This is a genomic window from Bradyrhizobium erythrophlei (genome assembly GCF_900142985.1).
Taxonomy (GTDB): domain Bacteria; phylum Pseudomonadota; class Alphaproteobacteria; order Rhizobiales; family Xanthobacteraceae; genus Bradyrhizobium; species Bradyrhizobium erythrophlei_B.
Genome location: NZ_LT670849.1, coordinates 2,152,901 through 2,173,180 on the forward strand (window position 1 = coordinate 2,152,901; position 20,280 = coordinate 2,173,180).

The 20,280-nt window shown below is 61.8% G+C and carries 20 protein-coding genes; 9 read left to right on the top strand and 11 right to left on the bottom strand.

The features are described 5' to 3' along the window. The first annotated feature begins 90 nt into the window (after nucleotides 1-90). Nucleotides 91-1,155: an MBL fold metallo-hydrolase gene (locus tag BUA38_RS10095; protein WP_072817793.1), complete on the top strand. Its 1,065-nt coding sequence runs from the start codon at nucleotides 91-93 to the stop codon at nucleotides 1,153-1,155. Continuing rightward, nucleotides 1,152-2,150 (top strand): TAXI family TRAP transporter solute-binding subunit, encoded by a 999-nt coding sequence (locus BUA38_RS10100; RefSeq protein ID WP_072817794.1) that lies wholly within the window; start codon nucleotides 1,152-1,154, stop codon nucleotides 2,148-2,150. Before BUA38_RS10095 ends, BUA38_RS10100 begins: the two co-directional genes overlap by 4 nt. On the opposite strand, the gene BUA38_RS10105 is transcribed toward BUA38_RS10100, so the two are convergent. From BUA38_RS10105 to BUA38_RS10135, 7 genes are all read right to left on the bottom strand, one after another. Then, the gene (locus tag BUA38_RS10105; protein WP_072826003.1) at nucleotides 2,134-3,231 is read right to left on the bottom strand and encodes an amidohydrolase family protein; all 1,098 of its coding nucleotides are present in this window, start codon (nucleotides 3,229-3,231) and stop codon (nucleotides 2,134-2,136) included. The two genes, BUA38_RS10100 and BUA38_RS10105, sit on opposite strands and share 17 nt — an antisense overlap. 99 nt (nucleotides 3,232-3,330) lie before the next feature. Continuing rightward, complete coding sequence (locus BUA38_RS10110; RefSeq protein WP_072817795.1) at nucleotides 3,331-4,059, bottom strand: amino acid ABC transporter ATP-binding protein; 729 nt, start codon at nucleotides 4,057-4,059, stop codon at nucleotides 3,331-3,333. Beyond that, the gene (locus BUA38_RS10115) at nucleotides 4,056-4,745 is read right to left on the bottom strand and encodes an amino acid ABC transporter permease (protein WP_072817796.1); all 690 of its coding nucleotides are present in this window, start codon (nucleotides 4,743-4,745) and stop codon (nucleotides 4,056-4,058) included. The genes BUA38_RS10110 and BUA38_RS10115 overlap by 4 nt, the downstream gene beginning before the upstream one ends. After that, entirely contained in the window at nucleotides 4,742-5,470 is a 729-nt protein-coding gene (locus BUA38_RS10120; RefSeq protein WP_072817797.1) for an amino acid ABC transporter permease, read from the bottom strand. Before BUA38_RS10120 ends, BUA38_RS10115 begins: the two co-directional genes overlap by 4 nt. Before the next feature lie 39 nt (nucleotides 5,471-5,509). Beyond that, nucleotides 5,510-6,412 (bottom strand): transporter substrate-binding domain-containing protein, encoded by a 903-nt coding sequence (locus tag BUA38_RS10125; RefSeq protein ID WP_072817798.1) that lies wholly within the window; start codon nucleotides 6,410-6,412, stop codon nucleotides 5,510-5,512. Nucleotides 6,413-6,454: 42 nt separating this feature from the next. After that, complete coding sequence (locus tag BUA38_RS10130; RefSeq protein ID WP_072817799.1) at nucleotides 6,455-7,786, bottom strand: aspartate aminotransferase family protein; 1,332 nt, start codon at nucleotides 7,784-7,786, stop codon at nucleotides 6,455-6,457. Beyond that, the gene (locus tag BUA38_RS10135; protein ID WP_072817800.1) at nucleotides 7,783-8,676 is read right to left on the bottom strand and encodes a MurR/RpiR family transcriptional regulator; all 894 of its coding nucleotides are present in this window, start codon (nucleotides 8,674-8,676) and stop codon (nucleotides 7,783-7,785) included. The genes BUA38_RS10130 and BUA38_RS10135 overlap by 4 nt, the downstream gene beginning before the upstream one ends. Nucleotides 8,677-8,744: 68 nt before the next feature. On the opposite strand from BUA38_RS10135, the gene BUA38_RS10140 reads away from it, so the two are divergent. The 3 genes from BUA38_RS10140 to BUA38_RS10150 all read left to right on the top strand — a co-directional run bounded on the left by BUA38_RS10140 (nucleotide 8,745) and on the right by BUA38_RS10150 (nucleotide 13,905). Beyond that, a complete protein-coding gene (locus tag BUA38_RS10140) occupies nucleotides 8,745-8,972 on the top strand; it encodes a hypothetical protein (protein ID WP_072817801.1) in 228 nt (75 codons plus the stop codon). Nucleotides 8,973-9,017: 45 nt separating this feature from the next. After that, a complete protein-coding gene (gene hemA / locus BUA38_RS10145; protein WP_072817802.1) occupies nucleotides 9,018-10,244 on the top strand; it encodes a 5-aminolevulinate synthase in 1,227 nt (408 codons plus the stop codon). Nucleotides 10,245-10,395: 151 nt separating this feature from the next. Further along, the gene (locus BUA38_RS10150) at nucleotides 10,396-13,905 is read left to right on the top strand and encodes a PAS domain-containing hybrid sensor histidine kinase/response regulator (protein ID WP_072817803.1); all 3,510 of its coding nucleotides are present in this window, start codon (nucleotides 10,396-10,398) and stop codon (nucleotides 13,903-13,905) included. A gap of 3 nt (nucleotides 13,906-13,908) precedes the next feature. Here the strand turns inward: BUA38_RS10150 and BUA38_RS10155 are convergent, their stop codons facing one another. Further along, complete coding sequence (locus BUA38_RS10155) at nucleotides 13,909-14,571, bottom strand: response regulator (protein WP_072817804.1); 663 nt, start codon at nucleotides 14,569-14,571, stop codon at nucleotides 13,909-13,911. A 381-nt stretch (nucleotides 14,572-14,952) separates the two neighbouring features. Between BUA38_RS10155 and BUA38_RS10160 the strand changes: the two genes are divergently transcribed. Beyond that, nucleotides 14,953-16,578: an MFS transporter gene (locus tag BUA38_RS10160; RefSeq protein ID WP_156898939.1), complete on the top strand. Its 1,626-nt coding sequence runs from the start codon at nucleotides 14,953-14,955 to the stop codon at nucleotides 16,576-16,578. Between the two features lie 69 nt (nucleotides 16,579-16,647). On the opposite strand, the gene BUA38_RS10165 is transcribed toward BUA38_RS10160, so the two are convergent. From BUA38_RS10165 to BUA38_RS10175, 3 genes are all read right to left on the bottom strand, one after another. Next, nucleotides 16,648-17,127 (bottom strand): secondary thiamine-phosphate synthase enzyme YjbQ, encoded by a 480-nt coding sequence (locus BUA38_RS10165; protein ID WP_072817806.1) that lies wholly within the window; start codon nucleotides 17,125-17,127, stop codon nucleotides 16,648-16,650. Between the two features lie 154 nt (nucleotides 17,128-17,281). Beyond that, nucleotides 17,282-17,812: a hypothetical protein gene (locus BUA38_RS10170; RefSeq protein WP_072817807.1), complete on the bottom strand. Its 531-nt coding sequence runs from the start codon at nucleotides 17,810-17,812 to the stop codon at nucleotides 17,282-17,284. Nucleotides 17,813-17,870: 58 nt separating this feature from the next. Next, nucleotides 17,871-18,494, bottom strand: coding sequence for a 2-hydroxychromene-2-carboxylate isomerase (locus BUA38_RS10175; RefSeq protein ID WP_072817808.1), 624 nt, complete (start codon nucleotides 18,492-18,494; stop codon nucleotides 17,871-17,873). 295 nt (nucleotides 18,495-18,789) lie between these two features. On the opposite strand from BUA38_RS10175, the gene BUA38_RS10180 reads away from it, so the two are divergent. The 3 genes from BUA38_RS10180 (at nucleotide 18,790) to BUA38_RS10190 (ending at nucleotide 20,238) form a co-directional block, all read left to right on the top strand. Next, the gene (locus BUA38_RS10180) at nucleotides 18,790-19,161 is read left to right on the top strand and encodes an AtpZ/AtpI family protein (RefSeq protein ID WP_072817809.1); all 372 of its coding nucleotides are present in this window, start codon (nucleotides 18,790-18,792) and stop codon (nucleotides 19,159-19,161) included. A 65-nt stretch (nucleotides 19,162-19,226) separates the two neighbouring features. Continuing rightward, nucleotides 19,227-19,970 (top strand): F0F1 ATP synthase subunit A, encoded by a 744-nt coding sequence (locus BUA38_RS10185; protein WP_072817810.1) that lies wholly within the window; start codon nucleotides 19,227-19,229, stop codon nucleotides 19,968-19,970. Between the two features lie 40 nt (nucleotides 19,971-20,010). Next, nucleotides 20,011-20,238, top strand: a complete 228-nt coding sequence (locus BUA38_RS10190; protein ID WP_009796340.1) for a F0F1 ATP synthase subunit C — start codon at nucleotides 20,011-20,013, stop codon at nucleotides 20,236-20,238. Nucleotides 20,239-20,280 lie beyond the last annotated feature (42 nt).

Consider the following 20,280-nt stretch of genomic DNA (forward strand, 5'->3'; position numbering starts at 1 on the left):
AAGCCCATATCGCCAATCCCGAATTGGCGATTGTGTTCGGTGGCCGCCGCGTCGATAGTGGCCGGACACCGAACGCAAACCGGATCGGGGATGACGAATTCAAGGACAGACGTAACGACGTCCTCCGCGGAGGCGCTGCGCTACCCCTGGGAAAACCATCCCGGTCCCGACCAGGCCGTGGAGATCATGCCCGGCGTGCTGTGGGTTCGCCTGAAGCTGCCGTTTCGCCTGAACCATGTGAACATTTACCTGCTCTCCGACGGCGACGGCTGGGCGATGGTGGATTCCGGCTTCGGCAACGAGGAAACGATCGCGGCCTGGACGACCTTGTTCGATGGTCCGCTCAAGAACGTAAAAATCAGCCGGCTGATCGTCACCCATTCCCACCCCGATCATGTCGGTCTCGCCGGCTGGGTGGTCGAACGTTTCGGCTGTCCGCTGTTCATGTCGCAGGTCGAGTATCTGCAATCGGTCTATCACCAGAACCGCGGCACCGAAGAACGCAAGCAGGCGCAGCGCCTGTTCTTCCGCCGCCACGGCATGGACGAAAGCCTGACCGACAAGCTGCTCGGGCGCGGCCAGGACTATCTGAAGCGGGTCTCGACCTTGCCGGCTTCCTATCGGCGCATTTCGCATGGCGACGAGATTTCGATCGGCACGCGCCGCTTCAAGGTCATCACCGGCGGCGGCCATGCGCTCGATCAGGTCATGCTCTATTGCGCCGCCGACAAGCTGTTTCTGTCGGCCGACCAGGTGCTCAGCAAGATCTCACCCAATGTCAGCGTCTGGGCGGTCGAGCCCGAGCAGAATTCGCTCGGCGAATATCTCGCTTCGCTCGCCAGCCTCACGACCACGCTACCCTATGATCTTCTCGTATTACCCGGCCACGGCGTGCCGTTCTACGGCTTGAAGACGCGGATCAAGCAGCTCGCCGATCACCACGAAGAGCGCTGCCGGCTGATCGCGGATGCCTGTCGCGAGACCTCGAAGACTTCGGCAGAACTCGTGCCGGTCGTGTTTCACAAGCATGTGCTCGACGAGCACCAGATGGGCTTTGCCGCGGGCGAGCTGGTCGCGCATGTCAACTACATGCTGGTCGAAGGCCGCCTGACCGCAGAAGAAGTCGACGGCATGCTTCGCTACAGCACGACATGATCCTCACAAGAAGAAGCCTCTCTTGCGGCCTTCTGGGACTGGCCACACTCCTTGCGGCACCATCGGCCGCGCAAAATGCCCCCGTCGTCTTCATGACCGCCGGTGACGGCAGCGCCTTCCTGCCCTACGGCCAGGGCGTGGCGGCCTATCTCGCCAAGAAAGACATCCGTCTCGAGATCAAGAAAAGCGGCGGCTCGAACGACAACCTGATCGCGGTCGACGCTTCGCCGATGACGATCGGAACGGCCTTCATGGCGTCGGCATATGAGGCCGTCAACGGCACCGGCTTTGCCGCCGGCCACAAGCACGAGAACGTGCGTGCGCTGTTTCCGATGTATGAGACCTCGTTCCAGGTGGCCGCATTGCGTAAAAGCGGCATTCGCGCGCTCGTCGACCTCGACGGCAAGAAGGTCGGCGTCGGTCCCGCGAAAGGCCCGGCCGAAGGATTTTTCCGTGCCGCCGCCGAGGTCGCGCATATCAAGCCCGTCATCGTCAACGGCGATCCGGCCGCGCTCTCGCGCCAGGTTCTCGATGGCGAGATCGATGCGTTGTGGCAGGGCGCGGTGGTGCCGATCCCCTCGCTGATCGCCGTCGCCGATCAGGCCGATGCGATCGTGTTCGGGCTGTCGGATACCGAAGTCGCAGCCGTGCTCGCGAAGCTGCCGGCGCTGTCGCCGACGTCGATTCCGCCCGGCACCTACAAGGGACAGACTGCCGAGATAAAAAGCTTCTCCGCCTGGAATTTCGTGGTCGCCAACAAGGACCTGCCGGACGAGGTCGCCTACGCGATCACCAAGGCGGTTTTGTCGGCGGCGGATCCGAAATCCGAAATCTATCCGACCGCCACGGGTACGCGCGCGGCCAACGCCGCCAACAACCGCATTCTGCCGTTCCATCCCGGCGCGCTGCGGTTCTACCGCGAGGACAGTGCTTCGTTGTCGCAGGACACCTTGCAGCATCTAAAGGGGCAGCCGGCGCTCAAGCCTCGAAATTAAAGAGCTTCGCCGCGGTCCGGCCGAGGATATCGGCCTTCTCGTCGTCGCTGAGCGAGGTCGAGGCGAAGATGTGATCGACGGGCTGGGGCTCCCAGGGAAATGGGTAGTCGCTGCCGAGCATGATCTGATTCGCGCCGACCTGCGCCACCAGATGGCGGAGCGCCTCGGGCGTGAAGACAAGCGAGTCGAAATAAATTTGCTTCAGATATTCGGTCGGCTTTTTCTTTAGCTGGATGTCCGGGTTGCATCCCTTGGGCTGGACCATACAGCCATGGTCGATGCGATCGGCGTAAGCCGGCAGATACCCGCCGCCGTGGGCCGCAATCACTTTCAGGCCGGGAAAGCGGTCGAGCGTGCCCTCGAAGATCAGGTGCGACAGCGCCAGCGTCGTGTCGAATGGATAGCCAATGGTGTTGTCGAGCCAGCCATTGCCCGCGAGGCGCTTGTTGAGCTCGGGAATGCCGCGCGGATGGATGAACAAGGGTACGCCGAGTTCTTCGGCCTTGGCCCACACCGGATGGAATTTCGAGTCGGAGAAATCGACGCCGTTGACGGAGCTGCCGATCGCGGCGCCCTTTAATCCCTGCTTCTTGACGGCGATCTCGAGCTCCTGCACAGCCAGATCAGGCGCCTGCAAGGTGAGCGAGGCAAAGGCTGCGAAACGATCGGAATGCGCGGCGCAGAATTCGGCGAGCTTCTCGTTCTGGATTTTGACGATCTGCGCGGCGAGATCGCTGTCGCGATTGTACCAGAACGGATTGATCGACAATATCTCTACGTCAACGGCTTGAGCATCCATTGCGGCGAGCCGCTGACCGAGTTCGATAAACGTCTCTTGCGCCCCGACGTTCGTGCCGGCCTGAATCCTTGTCCCCTCCTCACCCAGGAGTGCGCCGGCTTCGCGGAAATTGCAGTGCGCGTGCACATCGATGGTTTTCACCCGCTTGCCGTTGGCCGAAACGGGCAGCTTCTGCCGCGTTGGCGCTTGTGCATGTGCGCGGTGCAAGAGGCCGCAGCCACAAAAGAAAATGCCGCTGGCGGCAGCGGCACCCGTTTTGAGAAAATCGCGGCGCGTGGTCATGACGTTTGCTCCCATCTTTTCTGTTTCCTCCGCGCGAACGGCGGCGGTTGATGGGAGATCGTAGAATAGGGGATGGGTCGCGGGCAAGCCGCGCCGGCTTCAGTGCTTGAGAATTCTGGCGAGGAAAGCCTTGGCGCGTTCCGATTCGGGCGCGTTGAAGAACCTTGCAGCGTCTGCCGTTTCGACGATTTCGCCACCGTCCATGAACAGCACCCGGCTGGCGACGTTGCGGGCAAAGCCCATCTCGTGGGTGACGCAGATCATCGTCATGCCCTGCTTCGCCAGCGACGTCATCACGTCCAACACCTCGTTGACCATTTCGGGATCGAGCGCCGAGGTCGGCTCGTCGAACAGCATCACTTCAGGATCGAGCGCCAGCGCCCGCGCGATCGCGACGCGCTGTTGCTGGCCGCCGGACAGTTGCGCCGGATATTTTGTGATGTGGGCCGAGAGTCCAACGCGCGTCAGCAATGAGCGCGCCTTCTCCTCGGCCACCGCTTTCGGCCGCCTCAACACCTTCGTCTGTGCGATCGTCACGTTGCTCAACACTGTGAGATGCGGAAACAGCTCAAAACTCTGGAACACCATGCCGACCGAGCGCCGCAGCGCGGCCATATGGGTGACGCCAGGCGCAAGCCGAAAGTCGCCGACCTTGATCTCACCAGAGTCGATGGTCTCGAGCCCGTTCACCGTCTTGATCAGCGTGCTCTTGCCCGAACCCGACGGCCCGCAAATCACCACCACTTCGCCGCGGGCGACTTCCGCGTTGCAGTCCTTCAGAACCTGAAACGTTCCGTAGGATTTCGAGACATGGCTGATCGAGATCATCCGCGAACTCCATAAGAGAGCCGGCCTTGCAGCCGTTTGACGAACTGCGAGGCGGCGTAACAGAACAGGAAATAAATGACGCCGACGGTCAGATACATCTCGACCAGACTGCCGTCTCGCTGTGCGATCTTGGTGGCCGCGCCCAGAAGATCCGTGGCCGAAATGACGTAAACCAGCGACGTGTCCTGGAATAGAATGATGGTCTGGGTCAGCAGGATCGGCAGCACGTTGCGGATCGCCTGCGGAAAAAGAATATAAACATAGGCGTGAAGCCTGGAGAGCCCGAGCGCGTCGCACGCCGCATATTGCCCGCTCGAAATCGAACGGAAACCGGCGCGCACGATCTCGGCATAGTAGGCCGCCTCGAACAGCACGAAGGTGACGTAAATCGTCAGCGACGCGCCGACCGCGACGGGGCGACCGCCATTGGTCAGCCATCCGATCGCCCACGGCACCAGAAAGAAGACCCAGAAAATCACCATGATCAGCGGGATCGAACGCATCAGGTTGATGTAGGCGGTCGCGAAAGCCGAGAGCAGGCGATTGCGCGAGAGCCGCGCCACGGCGAGCAGGCTGCCGAACACGATGCCACCGGCGACACCGACACAAGTGATCTGGAGCGTGAACAGAAGTCCCGACAGCAGGAACGGCGCAACGGAAGCGATGGCGGAAAGATCGAGCTTCATTTCCGTGCGCTCCCGCTGACGAGGCTCGGTAACTGCATCGCGCGTTCGATCCAGTACATCAGCGACCAGGCAAGCAGCGCGATCACGAGATAGACCAGCGTAACGACGCCATACGCCTCGAAGGTGCGAAACGTGTTTTCGTTGATTTCCCGCGCCGTCGCGGTCAGTTCGACGAGCCCGATGGTCAGGGCCACCGACGTGTTCTTGAAGATCGTCATGAACTCGTTGGTCAGCGTGGGCAGGATGATGCGGAACGCCTGCGGCAACAGGATCACCCGGTAGAGGCCCGCGCGGCCGAACCCGAGCGCGGAAGCGGCCGCGCTCTGGCCTGCGGGGAGCGCCTGCACGCCGGCGCGGACCTGTTCGGCGATCCGCGCCGCGGTGAAGAGGCCCAGGCAAATCAGCGCCGGGACAAAACTGCCCCACGGCGGGTCGATCTGCTTGATGGCGAGCCCGATCCGCTGCGGCAGAATTTCCGGCAGCGCGAAGTACCAGAAGAACATCTGCACCAGGAGCGGAATGTTGCGGAAGGTCTCAACATAAATCCGGCCGAGCCTCGGCCAGATTCCGCCTCTCAATGTGCGGGCCACGCCGACCAGCGTACCGACGACAAGCGCGATGGCCCAGGCGCCAAACGCCAGCGACAATGTCCAGACCAGACCGTTCAGGATCCAGTCGATGTACCGCCCTGCACCGTCGGGAGTGGTCTCGAACAGGAGGGACATTGGCGATTACCCCTTATGACGCGGCTGGATCGCCTCTCGTCACTGGCCGATCGCCTTGTCACTGGGGGTTTTGACCAATTCCTTGAGCTTGTCCGACTGCGGAAATTTGAGGTTGATGTTCTTCGGAGGAATCGGGCTCTCGAACCACTTGGTGTAGAGCTTGTCGTAGAGGCCGGACTTCATGGCCTCGACCAGCGCGTCATCGACCAGCTTTTTGAATTCGCCATCGCCCTTGGCCATCATCACGCCGTAGGGATCGCTCGGATAGGCGTCGTTCAGGAAAGCGAGATTATCTGGCGAGGCCGCATTGGCCTTGAGGCCCGCGAGCAAAATATCGTCTTCCATGAAAGCCGAGGCACGGCCGGTCTCGACCAGTAGGAAGGATTCGGCATGGTCCTTTCCTTGCAGGATCTTCATACCGAGATTTTTTTCGGCGTTGAGCTTGGCGACGAATTGCGCGGTGTTGGTACCCTGCGTGACCACCACGGCCTTGCCCTTGAGATCGTCCGTGGTCTTGAGATCGGAGGCTTTCAGTGCCAGCCATTTGAATTGCGGCGCATAGAAGATCACGGAGTAGGCGACCTCCTGCTGGCGCGCGATGGTGTTGGCGGTCGAGCCGCACTCGATATCGACGGTGCCGTTCTTGACCAACGGAATGCGATTCGACGAGTTGACCGCCTGATAGGCGATCTTGAGATCGGGCTTGTTCAGCTTCGCCTTGGTCTTCGCAACCACGAGGTCACACAGCTCCAGCGAAAACCCGATCGGCTTCTGGTTATTGTCGAGATAGGAGAACGGCACCGAGGAATCGCGATGGCCGATCGTGATCGTGCCGGCGTCCCTGATCTTTTGCAGCGTCGGGCTGAGGCTTTGAGCTGACGACGAAACCGGCGCAAACGCCAGCACGCACAGCGTGGCAAGGCCGGTGGCTATTCTCTTCATGATTTACTCCCCTCCTACAATGACTTCAGATTCGACGCGCCCTCATTTGACGGACGCGACCGCGGCGTCGACCGCATCGCCCAGACGCTCGACAATGGTGTCGATCTGTTCCCGGTTCACGATGAACGGCGGCGCGATCAGGACGTGGTCGCCGTTCACGCCATCGATCGTGCCGCCCATCGGATAGACCATCAGGCCGCGCGCCATGGCTTCGCGCTTCACGGCCGCGTTGATTTTCAATTCCGGCGCAAACGGCTTTTTCGAATCGACTTCGGAGACGAGCTCCATGCCGCGGAACAGGCCACGGCCGCGGATGTCACCGACGTGATGGTGGTTGGCAAAGCGCTCTTCGAGGCGCCGTTGCAGGTGGCCACCCATGGCAACCACATTGTCGAGCAGATGATCGCGGCGGAGCACGTCCTGCACCGCAAGCCCGGCTGCGGCCGCCATCGGGTGGCCCATATAGGTGTGGCCGTGCTGGAAGAAGCCGGAGCCTTTGGAGAACGCTTCGAAAATCTTGCCGCTCAGAAGGGTGGCGCCGACCGGCTGATAGCCGCCGCCGAGCCCCTTGGCGATCGCCATCAGGTCCGGCGCGATGTCGTCCTGTTCGCAGGCATGCAGCGTCCCGGTGCGGCCCATGCCGCACATGACTTCATCGAGAATGAGCAGCACGCCGTAGCGGTCGCAGATCGCGCGGATGCGCTTGAAGTAATCGGCGACCGGCGGCACCGCGCCCGAGGTCGCGCCAACCACCGTCTCCGCCACGAAGGCAATGACGGTATCGGGCCCGAGTTCCAGGATCTTGTCTTCGAGCTGTTGCGCGGCGCGCGCGGCGTATTCGGCATCGCTCTCGCCGGCCTTCTGCCAGCGATAGGCATAACAGGGGTCGATGTGATGGGTTTCGATCAGGAGCGGACGGAACTGCGCGCGGCGCCACTCGTTGCCGCCGGTCGCCAGCGCCCCCAGCGTATTGCCGTGATAGCTCTGGCGGCGCGCGATGATGTGGCGCCGCTGCGGCTCGCCCTTCTCGACGAAATATTGCCGCGCCATTTTCAGCGCCGCTTCGATCGCCTCCGATCCGCCGCTGACGAGATAGACGTGGTCGATGCCCTCGGGCGCGGTCTCGACCAGCCGGTCGGCGAGCTGTTCGGCGACTTCGGTGGTGAAAAAGCCGGTGTGGGCGTAGGCGAGCTTGTCGATCTGCCTGTGAAGCGCGGCGATCACATCGGGATGGCCATGGCCGAGGCAGGACACCGCCGCGCCGCCGGAGGCATCGATATAGGCCTTGCCGGTCTGATCGAACAATTCGATCCCCTTGCCGCCGACGGCGACGGGCATTTTGGCGTTGGCGGAACGGTGAAGAATGTGGGTCATGACGACTTCTTGCTTTGTTGTCTGGATTTGAGGTGGGTATTGAGCGCGGCGAGATGGCCGTCCGAATGCCGCAGCGAGGCGAGCGCCGCATCGCCACCGCGGCCGGCGATGATGGCGCCGAGAACTTCGGCAACGGCAAAGGCCGGCGACATCGCGTGAAAGAATGACGGACTTTCGGTCGAAACCAGCACGCTATGCTGGGCGATCTGCGCCAGCGGCGCGACTTCGCTGTCGGTGATCGCGACCACCGCGATACCCTGCGCGACCGCATATTCGGCGAGCTCGATGGTCATGCGCGTATAGGGCATGACGCTCGCGACAAGCAGCACGTCCTTGTCGGTCGCGCGCGCCAGCGCGTCAGGGCCCGTGGCGCCAATGCCGTCGATATGAACCGAGCGATCGCCAACCAGCGTGAGCACGTAATGAAGATGCCAGGCGATCGAATGGCTTGATCTCAAGCCCAGACAGTAGATCCGGCGCGCCGACGCCAGCGCCCTGGCGGCGCTGACCAGACGATCGAGGCCCGCGGGTGTTGCGAGCTTTTGAATTTGCTGGCCGATCGAGGTCAGCATGTCGGCAGCGAGCGCCTTGTCGCCCTTCAATTTCTGACTGATGACCTGCACGCCAGCCTTGCCGGCAAAACCGAGGTCGCCTTCGCGCACGGCAGCGGCATAGAGTTCGCGCACCTCCTCATAGCCGTCCATGCCGAGACGTTTCGCAAGCCGCGTCATCGTCGCCGGCTGCACGCCGGCCTGACGTGCCTGTTCGCGCATCGACAACAGCGCCACATCGCGGGGACGATCGAGCACGTAACGTGCGCCAGCCTGCAATTGCGCGGGCATGTTGTCGAAGCTGCGGATGATCTGCTCGGTCAGCGGGCCTCTGTCCATGGCTCGATCCTAGGCCGCCACCTCTCGATTTTGCAACAATTGTTTCAAAAACTTCCATTTCAATTCATATGGATCGTGCGTCGGCCGGCGGCGCTTGGGCCGCCGACGCCGGGGCACCAGACAGCACGATGGAGAAAATCGGAGCGTTTTTAGAAAAGCTTGAGGAAGCATCGTGGTTTACGGTTCTGCATGGCAGAGCCGAACGCGACGCGCACCCAAACTTGATCGAAATCAATGCCTTCGCCGTGCGGGCGGCGTTTGAATTCGGCTCGACATCGATTATGGAAACCCTCTAAAAAGGTGTCCTCACTCTTCGGCCCGCTCAAGTTCCAGGTTCCGCGATGGATTACAGCCAGTTTTTCCGTACCGCCCTCAATCGCCTTCATGACGAGCGGCGGTATCGGGTCTTTGCCGATCTGGAACGCGTTGCCGGCCGTTTCCCGCATGCGGTGTGGCATTCGCCGAAAGGCGCCCGCAACGTCGTGATCTGGTGCTCCAACGATTACCTCGGCATGGGCCAGCATCCGAAGGTGGTTGGCGCGATGGTCGAGACTGCGACCCGCGTCGGCACTGGCGCCGGTGGCACCCGCAACATCGCCGGCACCCATCATCCGCTGGTGCAACTCGAGCAGGAACTCGCCGATCTGCACGGCAAGGAAGCAGCCCTGCTCTTCACCTCGGGCTATGTGTCGAACCAGACCGGTATCGCGACCATCGCAAAACTCATTCCGAACTGCCTCATTCTCTCCGACGCGCTCAACCACAATTCGATGATCGAAGGCGTTCGCGGCGCCGGATGCGAGCGGCAGATCTTCCGCCACAGCGACATGGCGCATCTGGAAGAACTGCTGCGTGCCGCCGGCGACCGGCCGAAGCTGATCGCCTGCGAGAGCCTTTACTCGATGGACGGCGACATCGCGCCGCTGTCGAAGATTTGCGATCTCGCCGAGAAATACGGCGCGATGACCTATGTCGACGAGGTCCATGCGGTCGGCATGTACGGCCCGCGCGGCGGCGGCATTGCCGAACGCGACGGGGTCATGCACCGTATCGATATCCTGGAAGGCACGCTTGCCAAGGCCTTCGGCTGTCTCGGCGGCTACATCGCCGGCAGCGCCGAAATGGTGGACGCGGTGCGCTCCTACGCCCCCGGCTTTATCTTCACGACCGCGCTGCCGCCGGCGATCTGCTCGGCCGCAACCGCCGCGATCCGGCACCTGAAGACCTCGAACTGGGAGCGTGAACGCCACCAGGACCGCGCGGCCCGCACCAAGGCGATCCTGACCGCGGCGGGCCTGCCCGTGATGTCGAGCGACACCCATATCGTGCCGCTGTTCGTCGGCGATCCCGAGAAGTGCAAGCAGGCCTCCGACCTGTTGCTGGAAGAGCATGGCATCTACATCCAGCCGATCAACTATCCGACGGTGGCCAAAGGCACCGAACGGTTGAGGATCACGCCCTCGCCCTATCACGACGACGCGGTGATCGACCAGCTGGCGGACGCCCTGTTGCAGGTCTGGGAACAGCTCGGCCTGCCGCTGAAGCAGAAGTCGATGGCGGCGGAATAACCTTAATCCGCCTGATAGCAGCCGGTTTCGGCCCCAAAACCTCGCGCAACGTGCGTAGCCGGTCCAGTCCGGCTATAGTTCTTCCTTGAATAACGGTCCTGGTGCGGGCGCACCGCACGAGGGCGTCCGTATCTCAAGGGAGTGAGCAGCAATGCTGCACGACTGGGGCGTGATTGCAGTCGCCTTCGGCTACATCGGCTTCCTGTTTTTCGTGGCGAGTTACGGCGACCGTCTCTCGCCGGCGCAGCGCGGCCGCGCCAGCGGGCTGATCTATCCGCTGTCGCTTGCGATCTACTGCACTTCGTGGACCTTCTTCGGTTCAGTCGGCTTTGCCACCCGCACCAGCGTCGACTTCCTGGCGATCTATGTCGGCCCGATCCTGATGATCGGCCTCTGCACCCCGTTGCTGCGCCGGGTGATCAAGCTCGCCAAATCTCAGAACATCACCTCGATCGCCGACTTCATCGCCGCGCGTTACGGCAAGAGCCAGGCGGTGGCCGCGACGGTGGCGGTGATCGCCATTATCGGTTCGGTGCCCTACATCGCGCTTCAGCTCAAGGCTGTCGCCTCCTCGCTCGAAACCATCCTGGTCGACGAGCAGGCGTTCGTCGCCATCCCCGTCATTGGCGACATCGCGCTGATCGCCATGCTGGCGATGGCGGCTTTTGCCGTCTTGTTCGGAACCCGCCAGACCGATGCGACCGAACATCAACACGGATTGATGCTGGCGGTCGCCACCGAATCGATCGTCAAACTCGTGGCCTTCATCGCAGCCGGCGCCTTCGTCACCTTCTGGATGTTCTCGCCGCACGAACTGGTCGAGCGCGCGATGAAGACGCCGGAAGCCGTACGCGCCATCGAATACGTGCCGTCGATCGGCAATTTCCTGACCATGACGCTGCTGTCATTCTGCGCGATCATGCTGCTGCCGCGCCAGTTCCACGTCAGCGTGGTCGAGAATTCCACGCCCGCGGAAGTCAATCGCGCGCGCTGGTTGTTTCCGACCTATCTGGTAGCGATCAACCTGTTCGTGATTCCGATCGCGCTCGCGGGCCTCATCATGTTTCCGTTCGGTGCGGTGGATCCGGACATGTTCGTGCTGGCACTGCCGGTCGAGGGCGATGCATCGCTGCTTAGCGTCGCCGTGTTCGTCGGCGGATTGTCGGCTGCCACCGCCATGGTGATCGTCGAATGCGTCGCGCTTTCCGTGATGGTGTCAAACGACATCATCATGCCGCTGGTATTGCAGCGCCGGCGCGAAACCGGCAACGGCCAGCAGGATTTCGGCCGCTTCCTGCTGGGGACGCGCCGCTTCGCCATCTTCGCCATCATGGCTCTCGGCTATTTCTACTACCGCGCGCTCGGCGAGGCACAACTCGCCGCGATCGGGCTGTTGTCGTTTGCGGCGATCGCGCAGCTCGCGCCCGCTTTCTTCGGCGGACTGTTCTGGCAGCGCGCCACCGCACGCGGCGCCATGGCCGGCATGCTGGTCGGCTTTGCGATGTGGGGCTACACGCTTTTCCTGCCGAGCTTCCTCGACGGCACGCCGGTCGGGCTCGCGTTCCTGCAAAACGGCCCGTTCGGGATCGAGACGCTGAGGCCGCAGGCGTTGTTCGGCTCCAACCTCCCGCAACTTCTGCACGGCGTGCTGTGGTCGCTCTCGCTCAACATCCTGACTTATGTGCTGCTGTCGCTGTCGCGTCAGCCATCCTCGATCGAACGGATGCAGGCGGATCTGTTCGCGCCGAGCGTCCTGACGCCGATGACGCCAACGTTCCGCCGCTGGCGCACCACCGTGACCGTGCAGGACATCCAGAGCACGGTGGCGCAATATCTCGGACCCGACCGCGCACGGGAGTCCTTCGAGGCCTTTGCGGCCTCGCACAGCACTCACCTGTCACCGTCGGCGCCGGCCGATTTCGAACTGCTCCAGCACGCCGAGCATCTGATCGCATCATCGATCGGCGCCGCTTCATCGCGCCTCGTGATGTCGCTGCTGTTGCGCAAACGAACGGTCTCCGCCAAGGCGGCGCTCAAGCTGCTCGATGATTCCCACGCGGCGCTGCATTTCAACCGCGAGGTCCTGCAAACCGCACTCAATCACGTGCGGCAGGGCATCGCCGTGTTCGACGCCGACCTGCAACTGATCTGCTCCAACCGCCAGTTCGGCGACATCCTCGGCCTGGCGCCACATCTCGTGCAGATCGGGATTCCGTTGAAGGAAATCCTCGAATACATCACGGCGATCACGCCATCGGAGTTTGGCGACAACGACATGGTGGTGGAGCGGCGGCTGAAGGCTTACACCGCCGAAGGCAAGCCGTATCTCGAGCGCCTGCCGGACCGGCATATGGTGATCGAAGTGCGCTCCAACCGGATGCCGGGCGGCGGCCTCGTCATCACCTTCTCCGACGTCACGCCTTCCTTTGAAGCGGCCGAAGCGCTGGAGCGCGCCAACGCCACGCTGGAGAAGCGCGTCCGCGACCGCACCGAGGAGCTGACGCGGTTGAACTCGGAGCTGGCGCTGGCGAAAAGCACCGCCGAAGATGCCAATATCTCCAAGACGCGTTTTTTGGCGGCGGCAAGCCACGACATCCTTCAGCCGCTGAATGCAGCCCGCCTCTATGTGACGAGCCTCGTCGAACGCCAGAACGGCGGCGAGGATTCCAGGCTGGTCGAGAACATCGACGATTCACTTGAAGCGATCGAGGAAATCCTCGGCGCGCTGCTCGACATTTCGCGGCTCGACGCCGGCGCCATGACAACCTCGATCACGAATTTCAAGATCGGGGACCTGATGCGCTCGCTGGAAATCGAATTCGCACCGATCGCGCGCGCCAAGGGGCTGAAGCTCACCTTCGAGCCATGCTCGCTGCCGGTGCAATCCGATCGATTGTTGCTGCGGCGGCTGTTGCAGAACCTGATTTCCAACGCCATCAAATATACCCCGCGCGGTCGGGTGCTGGTCGGCTGCCGCCGTCGCGGCCAGTCCCTGCATATTGGTGTCTATGACACCGGCGTCGGCATTCCCGTGCAGAAGCGCGGCGAGATCTTCAAGGAGTTTCACCGGCTGGAGCAAGGCGCGCGGATCGCGCGTGGCCTCGGGCTCGGATTGTCGATCGTCGAACGGCTCGCCCGCGTGCTCGGTCACGGCATCGCGATCGATTCCATCGCCAGCGGCGGCTCGCTGTTCTCGGTGACGGTGCCGACGGCGAAGGCCATCAACCATACCGCCGCGGTCACCAGCGCCACGCCATTGGCGAAAACGCCGATGGCGGGCACTTTGATCGCCTGCATCGAAAACGATGCCGCGATCCTCGACGGCATGAAAACGCTATTGAAGGGCTGGGACGCCGAGGTCATTGCGGTCGCCGATCCCGAATCCGCCATCGAGGCGATCGAAGCGGCGAACAAGCGGGTCACCGGACTTCTGGTCGACTATCACCTCGACCGCGGCAACGGGCTCGCCGCGATCCGCGACATCCGCAAGAAATTTGGCGAGACGATCCCCGCCATCCTCATCACCGCCGACCGCAGCCCGCACGTACGCGCCGCCGCGCGCGAGGAAAACGTCGCGGTGCTGAACAAGCCGGTGAAGCCGGCCTCGCTGCGCGCGCTGGTCGGACAATGGCGCACCCAGCAGATGGTCGCTGCGGAGTAAGAGCTAGGGCTGCTGCGGCGCGCGCCACTGGCCGCCGGCGATTTTGGAGGCGGCAATCACCGCCTGCGTCCGGCTTTCGACGCCGAGTTTTTGCAGGATCGCAGAGACGTGCGCCTTGATGGTCGCTTCCGACACGCCAAGCTCATAGGCGATCTGCTTGTTGAGCAGACCTTCCGACAGCATCATCAGCACCCGCACCTGCTGCGGGGTGAGCGTTACCAGGCGGTCGCGCAGACGCGCCAGTTCCGGATCGGTCTGCGAGGACAGGTCGGTGTCCGCCGGCACCCAGACGTCGCCGTCGAGCACCTTCATGATGGCATCACGCAGTGTTTCAACGCCAAATCGCTTCGGGATGAAGCCGGACGCGCCGAAGTCCAGCGACTGGCGGATGGTTCCGCCATCGTCGCTCGCCGAAACGATCACGACCGGAATGGCCGGAAATTGCGCCCGCAGGTAAATCAGTCCGGAAAAGCCCGAGATTCCCGGCATCGTCAGATCGAGCAGCACCAGATCAACGTCGGAATCCTGATCGAGCAGCGCCGTCAGTTCCTCGAAGCTGCCGGCCTCATCGATTTTGGCCGATGTCACCACGCTCGCCACCGCCTGCCGCAAGGCGTCGCGGAACAGCGGGTGGTCATCGGCAATGACGAGATGGGTGGCAGTCATCTATTGCTTGCAATGGGTTACGGTGAAGGCAAATCCCGGTGTAGCCGTTTTGCTTTTCGATTGTCCTGCGGCCTGTGACCGCACGCAAGACTACGGATACCGCCATGCGAAATAGCGGTTAACTCCGCTGCTTGTGCGCTGCAATAGTCCTCGAGAACGACGGGCGCGGCAAGCCTTGCCATCTTCCTTCTGCCTATAGATGCGCCCTCCCCAGCGAGCCGAAAGTCTTACTGGGCGAGCTTTCACGGCGATGTTACCGTGCGACATAACCTCGCGGCCTGGTTCGTCCGGCGCGCAAGGACGAAGCAGCATCTGGATTTTCGGGGAGTGCGCACTATGGCAATGGCAGCAACAGCGGGTGGCGACACCCGCAGCGGCGGGATGACGAAAGACGAACGTTTCGTCATTCTTGCCTCGTCGCTCGGTACCGTTTTCGAATGGTACGATTTCTATCTTTATGGGTCGCTCGCCGGCATTATCGGTGCGCAGTTCTTCTCGGCCTATCCGCCTGCGACTCGCGATATTTTCGCACTGCTCGCCTTTGCAGCCGGCTTCCTGGTCCGTCCATTCGGCGCCATCGTTTTCGGACGCATTGGCGACATTGTCGGACGCAAATACACCTTCCTCGTCACCATCCTCATCATGGGTTTGTCGACCTTCATCGTCGGCCTGCTGCCGAACGCAGCAACCATCGGCTTTGCCGCGCCGGTCATTCTGATCGGCTTGCGTCTGGCCCAGGGTCTGGCGCTCGGTGGTGAGTACGGCGGTGCCGCTACCTATGTGGCCGAGCACGCGCCTGCCGGCAAACGCGGGTACTACACCTCGTTCATCCAGACGACGGCCACGCTTGGCCTGTTTCTGTCGCTGCTGGTGATCCTGTTCACCCGCTCCGCTATTGGCGAGGCCGACTTCGCCGCCTGGGGCTGGCGTATTCCATTCCTGGTCTCGGTGGTGCTGTTAGGCATATCCGTCTGGATCCGGCTGCGCTTGAATGAATCGCCGGTGTTCCAGAAGATGAAGGACGAGGGCAAGAGCTCGAAGGCTCCGCTCACCGAAGCCTTCGGCAACTGGAGCAATGCCAAGATCGTCTTGCTGGCGCTGCTTGGCGGCGTGATGGGTCAGGGCGTGGTCTGGTACACGGGCCAATTCTACGCGCTGTTCTTCTTGCAATCGATTTTGAAGGTCGACGGCTACACCGCGAATCTTTTGATCGCCTGGTCGCTGCTGCTCGGCACCGGCTTCTTCCTCGTGTTCGGCGCCTTGTCGGACAAGATTGGACGCAAGCCGATTATCCTGGCCGGCTGTCTGATCGCGGCACTGACCTTCTTTCCGATCTTCCGGATGATCACCACCAATGCCAATCCGGCGCTCGAAAAGGCGATCGAATCCGTAAAGGTCGAGGTGGTGGCCGATCCCGCAGGCTGCGGCGATCTGTTCAACCCGGTCGGTACCCGCGTGTTCACCTCACCTTGCGACACCGCCCGCGACTTCCTCGCCAAGTCATCGGTCAAGTATTCGACCACGTCAGGCCCGGCGGGTTCGGGCGTGAAGGTGATGATCAATGGCAAGGACGTGGCCTATGCCGATGCGAAAGCTGGAAACCCGGCCGTCGCCGCTGCGGTAGCTGCCGCCGGTTATCCCAAGGCGGGAGATGCGGGCATCGTGAAGATGAGCAACCCGTTTGACATCTTCCGTCCGCAGGTCGCAGCAATCATTGGATTGCTGTTCATCCTGGTGATCTTCGTGACCATGGTATACGGACCGATCGCTGCGATGCTGGTCGAACTGTTCCCGACCAGAATCCGTTACACCTCGATGTCGCTGCCCTATCACATCGGCAATGGCTGGTTTGGCGGGTTGTTGCCTGCGACGGCCTTCGCGATCGTCGCCTCGACCGGCGATATCTATGCAGGCCTTTGGTACCCGATCATCTTCGCATCTATCACCGCAGTGGTCGGCTTCTTCTTCCTGCCCGAAACCAAGGATGTCGATATCCGAACCAACTGATCTCGTCCCGGAGGGGGACCAAAGCCGGCCGCGGAGCGATCCGCGGCCGGTTTTGCTTTCTGCGCGCTGCTAATCGGTGCGGGTCTTGCCGACGAACTGGATGACGACCTCACGGGCGTGCGGACGCCGCCGGTGCTCGATCAGGTAGATCGCCTGCCACACGCCTAACATGAGCTTGCCCTTCATGACCGGCACTTGCAGCGAGGTTGCCGAGAGCATGGTTTTGACATGGGCGGGCATGTCGTCGGGACCCTCGGTATCGTGGCTCCAGCCAAAATCCTCCGGCGCGAGACGATCGAGCGCGGCAGTCAAATCTCTCAGCACGGTGGGATCGGCATTCTCCTGGATCGTCAGCGAAGCCGAGGTGTGACGGATGAACAGCGTCAACTGGCCCTCGACGGCATTCGCCTCCTGCACGAACTCCGCGACCTCGGCCGTCAGGTCGACGAAGCCGCGGCCCGGGGTCTGCACCGTCAACAAGGACGATACGACCGAACTCGCGGAAACCGCCGAGAGCGCATTGCGAGAGATGGATTTGGACGATGTCATGAACAATTACCCGTCGTCCCCGCGAACGCAGGGACCCATAACCACCGGCATTGGCTTTTAGAGAAGATATCGACATTGGCCGGCTAATCGAGAGATCGTCGTGTATGGGTCCCTGCTTTCGCAGGGACGACTTCCGAGACTTCCGACCGTCTCATCAAATCCTGCCGCTGACGTCTTTCTGCATCCGGTTGGCCATCTCGACCAGCCGCCGCCAGGCTTGCTCCAGGAACGACATCACCCGATCCATGTCGCGATCGCTTGGCAGCGGGATTTCGATCTTGCGCGGGCTTTCGGCAACTTTCGGTTCAGCTTTTTTCTGCAAGTCCGCTTTCGGCAGCGCTTCGTCGGTCTTGCCTTCGGCCACCGCCGGCCGCGACGCAAGCTCAGCCTTCAGCTTTTCGACTTCCGCTTTGGACTTTTCATTCTCCGCCTGCAACCGGCCGATTTCCTGATCGTAGGCGGCGCGCTCGTCGGGCACGACGTAACAGGCCCAACCGGTGCCGGCATTGTTGCAGGTCGAGACCGCGCCGGTCCGGGTGTCCAAACGGATCACACCGTCGGCAATCGGCGACAGCGTGTAGCGGCCGTTTTCACCGTCGGGCATCGATTGGGCGGGGACGGCGTCCGCGCCAGCCAGAATCGACACGAAGACAATGGCCGATGTCAGAAATGGCGCTCTGGTCATGGGATGCTCCGCCTCAAAGGCCGTCAGGGTCTTACCGCTATCTATCCCTACCTAACCCTCAAATTTGCGAACGATAGGGCGGACGGCCTGATTTCAATGCGTCCATCAGCAATTCGATCCGGTCCTGTCCCCAGAATACCTCACCGTCCAGCACATAGGCCGGCGATCCGAACACGTCGGCCGCCAGGGCTTCCTGCCGGTTCTGCTCGTATTTCTGGCTGATCTCCTCGCTCCCGGAGCGCTCGACCAGCGCCTTGCCGGGCAGGCCGCTGTCGTCAGCCAGCCGAACCAGCGTCTCGGCGTCAGCAAGATTGAGCTCTTGTTCCCACACCCCGGCAAAGGCCCGGCGCAGGAAGGGATCGGGATCGTGACCGGCCTCGAGCGCCGCGACCACCAGACCATCGGCCAGCCGTGCGTTGAGGGGCACGTATTTCGGCTGGAAACGGAAATTGAGCCCGCGCTTGTCGCGCCAGCGCTGCAGTTCGAGCATGCGATAGCGCTGCCGCACCGGATGACGCTTGATCAGCGGCAAGCCGCCGGTTTCCGAAAACAAATCGACCAGGACGACCGGCTTGTGATTGACCGTAAGGCCGTAGGTCGCGACGACATCGCGGAACAATTTGTGTCCGATATAGGCCCAGGGAGAGGAAATCGAAAAGTAATAGTCGATCTGGCGCGGCATGCAGTTTCTCTGGCAAGTTTTTTGGAATCGCGGATCATCCCAACAGACCCAAAAAGGCGATGCAAGCCGGTCCCGGTCACGGATTTATTGGTGATATCGCGGCCAGCTATTGCAGTGCGATGATCCGGCGATTCGGCCAGCTGAAAACCTGACAAATATCATAGCAATATCAATTGGCTAGATGGCTGTGACGCAATCTTGACTTGATTTGGCGTGGTCAGTATGGTCCGCGCGGCTTTTGAGGGGTGACGGGCGTCGTTTTCGTTCTCAGCAATCGTTTCGGGTCTTAGCAGGCATGGCGCAAGGCACGAACGACCGCGAAGAAGAAAACAAGTCGTCCTCCGAGGAGGCCGCACTTTCCGCAAGGCTCGGAAGTCTGGAGCACCGGTTGTCCGAACTTCGGGACAGCCGAAACATCAGAACTGATCAATCCGGAGCTGAAAGTGGAGACGGCAGCGCCCGCGCTTCGGCGATGGCGCTCGGTTTCCGCCTCTCATCGGAGTTGATCGCCGGCGTTCTCGTCGGAGGGCTGATGGGCTGGGGTTTCGACCGTCTGCTCTCGACGTCCCCTTTCGGGCTCATCGTGTTCGTGCTGCTCGGCTTCGTGGCGGGTGTCGTGAACGTGGTCAGGTCCGCAGGTGTTGCTCAGGGCAAGACCGGCCGCTAAGGAAGTGGCGAACGACGTGATTTGAAGCGCCGGTGTGACCGGCAAAGCCAGAGATTGCTACGCGGATGGTCGATCCGATCGAACAATTCCACATCGAAAAGCTCTTCACGATTGGCCATATCGGCAATCAGGAGATCGCCTTCACCAATTCCTCCGCCTACATGCTCGGAGCGGTGGCGCTGATTTCGTTGCTGATGCTCGGCTCGGGCCGGCGCCTGGTGCCGGGGCGCATCCAGTCGGTCGCCGAAATCGCTTACGAATTCGTCGCCAACACCATTCGATCGACGGCCGGCAAGGACGGAATGAAGTTCTTTCCGCTGATCTTTTCGCTGTTCATGCTGATCGCCGTCTCCAACATCGTCGGCGTCATTCCCTACAACTTCACGATCGCAAGCCACATCATCGTCACCGCGGCGCTGGCGTTCCTGGTGTTCTTCACCGTGCTGATCTACGGCTTCTACAAGAACGGCCTGAAATTCCTCAAGCTGTTCGTGCCCTCGGGCATTCCGATCTTCATCCTGCCGCTGGTCGTTTTCATCGAGATCTTCTCGTTCTTCCTGCGGCCGATCTCGCATTCGGTGCGTCTGTTTGCCAACATGCTGGCGGGCCACATTGCGCTCGCCGTGTTCGCGAGCTTCATTCCGCTGCTGGCTGGCCTCGGCATCCTTGGCTACTTCGGCGCCATTTTGCCGCTCGGCATGGTCATTGCGCTGACCGCGCTTGAGCTTCTGGTGGCCTTCCTCCAGGCCTACGTCTTCACCATCCTCACCTGCATCTACATCAACGATGCTATCCATCCGGGCCACTAGAAAAGGCCTGTCAACCAAACCTCAAGAAGGAGTTCGTTTCATGGATCCGATTGCCGCGAAGTACATTGGTGCCGGTATTGCCTGCATCGGCATGGGTGGCGCCGGCGCTGGCGTGGGCATCATCTTCGGCAACTATCTTGCCGCTGCGGTGCGCAATCCGTCGGCCGCTCAGGGCCAGTTCGGCAACCTGATTTTCGGCTTCGCCGTGACCGAAGCGCTCGGCATCTTCTCGCTGCTGATCGCGCTGCTCCTGCTTTTCGCGCTCTGATCCACCGCAGACCCTGCCTCGCTTGAGAGGCAGGCGTCGAAT